This is a genomic window from Pantoea dispersa, assembly GCF_035783935.1.
Lineage (GTDB): Bacteria > Pseudomonadota > Gammaproteobacteria > Enterobacterales > Enterobacteriaceae > Pantoea > Pantoea dispersa_C.
On the sequence record NZ_JALKOV010000023.1, the window covers coordinates 1 to 3,583 of the forward strand.

The following is a 3,583-nucleotide window of genomic DNA, read 5'->3' on the forward strand; positions in this document are numbered from 1 at the left end:
AATGCCATTATGGACTTTAACAGCTGGTATGGTCTGCACCTGGCTGTAGATGAGGCCGATTACCCGACAGACGCTGAACTGATTAATGTGGCCGCTGCGATTGAAGCATCGACGGTATCCCGAATCTTCGGCATCACAACTGCAGATCCGGAAACGCTGGTGGCCGCAACCACGACCGACCTGTCATCAAAACTCAAGGCAGCCAAGTACAGCCGCACCTTTATCCAGTATTCGACCAGCAGCCACTATGCTGCGCTTTCTGCGTTTGGTCGTGCGTTTACTGTCGATTTCACCGGCAGCAACACCACGATCACGCTGAAATTCAAGGTTGAGCCAGGTGTGACCTACGAAACCCTGGGCACCTCCCAGGCGGATGCTCTGGAAGCCAAAAACGCCAACGTTTACGTCTACTACGAGAACGATACGGCGATTCTGGAGCAGGGCGTTATGTGCAACGGCGATTTCTTCGACGAGCGCCACGGCCTCGACTGGCTGCAGAACGCAGTGCAGACAGCGGACTTCAACACGCTATACACCAGCACCACCAAAATTCCCCAAACCGATGCCGGTACCACGACACGTATCGCCAACGTTGAGCTGGTGCTGGATAAGGCTGTGGGTAATGGCCTGTTCGCGCCGGGCAAGTGGACTGGCGGTCCGTTCGGTCAGTTGAACACTGGCGACACGCTGACCAAAGGGTATTACATCTGGGCTGATACCGTTGATAACCAGCTGCAGACCGACCGTGAGGCGCGTAAAGGTGTCCCGATTCAGGTTGCAGGAAAACTGGCCGGCGCCGTCCATTATGGTTCCGTGGCTATCACGGTAGTTCGTTAAGGAGCACTGAATGTCTACTTATTCTTTTATGGACGTGTCCGCTTCTTTTACGGGGCCGACCGGAAACATTGATCTCGGTTATGGCTCCGCGAACTCCGAAGAGGGGATCGTTGTGGCCATGGGCGAGGCTAAAAACACCATGACCACCGGGGCCGATGGCGAGTTTATGCACAGCCTTCACGCAGGTAAGAGCGGAACAATCACCGTAAACCTGCTGAAGACCTCGCCCACCAATAAAAAGCTTTCGCTGATGTACAACGCGCAAACTCTGTCGTCTGCACTGTGGGGCAATAACGTCATCGTTATTCGCAACAAGGCTTCCGGCGACATCACGACCGCGCGCGGTGTGGCGTTTCAAAAGCAGCCCGATCATCCCAATGCCAAAGTTGGCAACACGGTGGCATGGGTGTTCGACTGCGGCAAAATCGACCAGGTGCTGGGGGAGTTTTAAGTTATGGATTTTGAAATCAAAGGGGTTACTTACCGCACCGGTAAGCTGAGCGTTTTTGACCAGCTGAAGGTCACCCGCAAGCTGCTGCCGGTTCTCGCCGGCATCCTGCCTGACATCCAGAGCATCAAATCTGCTGCTGCGCCAAAGGGTGATGGCAGCTCTGATTCTCTTGCTGTTTATGGCGTGATGGAAAAGGCCCTGCCGAAAATTGCGGAAAAACTGGCTGACATGACCGAAGACGATACCAACGCGATCATCCTCCCGTGCCTGTCAGTGATTGCCCGTAAAAATGGCAATGCGTGGGTGCCGGTCATTAACAGCGATGTGCTGATGTTCGACGACATCAATCTGATGGACATGCTGCAGATGGTTGGCCGCGTGGTGGGTGACAGTCTGGGAAATTTTTTGCCCGCAGCCCCCGCCAGCGGGACGCAGCCCCCGCCAGCGGACTGACGCTCGACTCCCTTCCTGATGGCGAGGATTATCTGAGGCGCCCGGTTGAGGCCGGGTATATCACGTATGACAAGCTTCTGGACGGCACGGTTGACCTTGCGGACGTCGCCAGAATGAACGACTGGCTTGATATCAAAGAGGATAACGATGCGCGGATCCGCCGCTGGCAACAGGACAACCAATGAACGCTGAAACCATTAAAGATTTCCTCGTCTCGCTGGGCTTCCAGGTCGACGATGCCGGCGCACGCAAGTTTGATGCGGTTGTCGCCGGTACCACCGCCAAAGTTGTACAGCTCGGTACCGCCGTTGAGGCGGCAGCACTGTCTGTACTGGCCTACACAGCCAAGATTTCCAGCGGCCTTGACCAGCTTTACTGGTCGTCTCAGCGCACTGGCGCAACGGCGGCAGGTATTCAGGCGATCGGTTATGCTGCAGCGCAGGCGGGCTCAAGTGCAGAAGCCGCGCGCGGCTCGCTGGAAAGTCTTGCGCGCTTCATGCGAAGCAGTCCCGGCGCAGAAGGTTTTCTGAACCGACTGGGTGTGCAGACGCGTGACGCAAAAGGCAACATGCTGGACATGGCGTCGATTTTCACTGGTGTAGGCGACAAGCTGAACCAGATGCCCTATTACCGCGCTAATCAGTATGCGCAGATGCTTGGCATTGACGAAAATACGCTGATGGCAATGCGTCGCGGGCTCGGTCAGTTCAGCGGCCAGTACACGCAGATGGCGAAGGCTATCGGCTTCAACGCCGATCAGGCTGCTGCCAGTTCTAACCGTTTCATGACGTCGCTGCGCACATTCGGCCAGATGGCTGGCATGGCGCGCGATAAAATCGGTTCAAACCTCGCCGAAGGCTTATCCGGCTCAATCGATACGCTGCGCAAACAGATTGTCGACAACTTCCCCAAAATCGAAGGGGTGATCACCAGCGGCGTTAAAGGGCTTCTCTGGCTTGCTGAAGTCATCGGCAGGATTGTTTACCGGCTGATTCAGGCCGGCGCTGACATTATGGATTGGTGGGCATCGCTGGATAAGTCCACGCAGCGTCTGATTGAGATATTTGGCGCACTGGTTCTCGCCTGGCGCGTGCTGAACAGCGCTTTTCTGATGTCTCCGATTGGCATGATAACCGCTCTTGGCCTTGCCATCCTCGCGCTGTATGACGACTACAAAACGTGGAAAGAGGGCGGCAAGTCCCTTATCGACTGGAAGAAATGGGAGCCGGAAATTACCGGCGCCATCAAGGCGATTGATGAACTAAAAGCCCGCATTTTTGCGCTGTTCGATATTGACCCTCAGACGTGGACTGCAAAGTGGGACCTGAGCAATCTGACGCAAAACCTCGGCAGCCTTGCCCGGATGCTGGACGGCATCGCCCGGCTGATGAGCGCTATACGGGATGGGCGGTGGAGTGATGCTTATGCTGTAGGCCGTGAGCTGCTCCAGCAGGGCAGTAATTCAGATGCGCTGCCGCAGGTATCTGATAGCGCCAATGGTGCGGCTGACTGGATAAAGTCGAAAACAGGCTTTGATCCGCGCAGCATTGGTGAGTGGACGCGGAATAAGTTTTTCAAGCGTCCAGAGCCCTCAAAAAGTGGCGCGGCACTGCTGGGGTGGCTTGAGCCAACGCTTAATACTCTTGAGCAGATGTATCGGCTGCCTGAAGGCTTGCTGCGCAGTGTCGCTATCGCCGAATCTTCCGGTGACCCGAATGCAATGTCAGGCGCTGGCGCTCAGGGGCTGTTTCAGCTGATGCCGGGAACGGCTAAAGATCTGGGGCTGCGTGGCAATGAATCGTTCGACCCGGTGAAGTCCGCCGGCGCTGCAGCCAAATATCT

Annotated in this window: 5 protein-coding genes; all 5 read left to right on the plus strand. The window is 56.0% G+C overall.

Translation table 11 applies throughout. The annotated features are described in order from the left end of the window. Positions 1–837 (plus strand): DUF3383 family protein (locus MXF20_RS23105; RefSeq protein ID WP_325971634.1); only part of this gene is annotated, 837 nt, incomplete at its 5' end. Between the two features lie 10 nt (positions 838–847). Further along, positions 848–1,288 (plus strand): DUF3277 family protein, encoded by a 441-nt coding sequence (locus MXF20_RS23110; RefSeq protein ID WP_325971635.1) that lies wholly within the window; start codon positions 848–850, stop codon positions 1,286–1,288. A 3-nt stretch (positions 1,289–1,291) separates the two neighbouring features. Next, positions 1,292–1,741, plus strand: coding sequence for a phage tail assembly chaperone (locus tag MXF20_RS23115; RefSeq protein WP_325971636.1), 450 nt, complete (start codon positions 1,292–1,294; stop codon positions 1,739–1,741). 32 nt (positions 1,742–1,773) lie between these two features. Further along, the gene (locus tag MXF20_RS23120; RefSeq protein WP_224481763.1) at positions 1,774–1,926 is read left to right on the plus strand and encodes a DUF6889 family protein; all 153 of its coding nucleotides are present in this window, start codon (positions 1,774–1,776) and stop codon (positions 1,924–1,926) included. Then, the coding region (locus MXF20_RS23125; protein WP_325971637.1) for a transglycosylase SLT domain-containing protein at positions 1,923–3,583 on the plus strand (1,661 nt) is incomplete at its 3' end. The genes MXF20_RS23120 and MXF20_RS23125, both read left to right, overlap by 4 nt.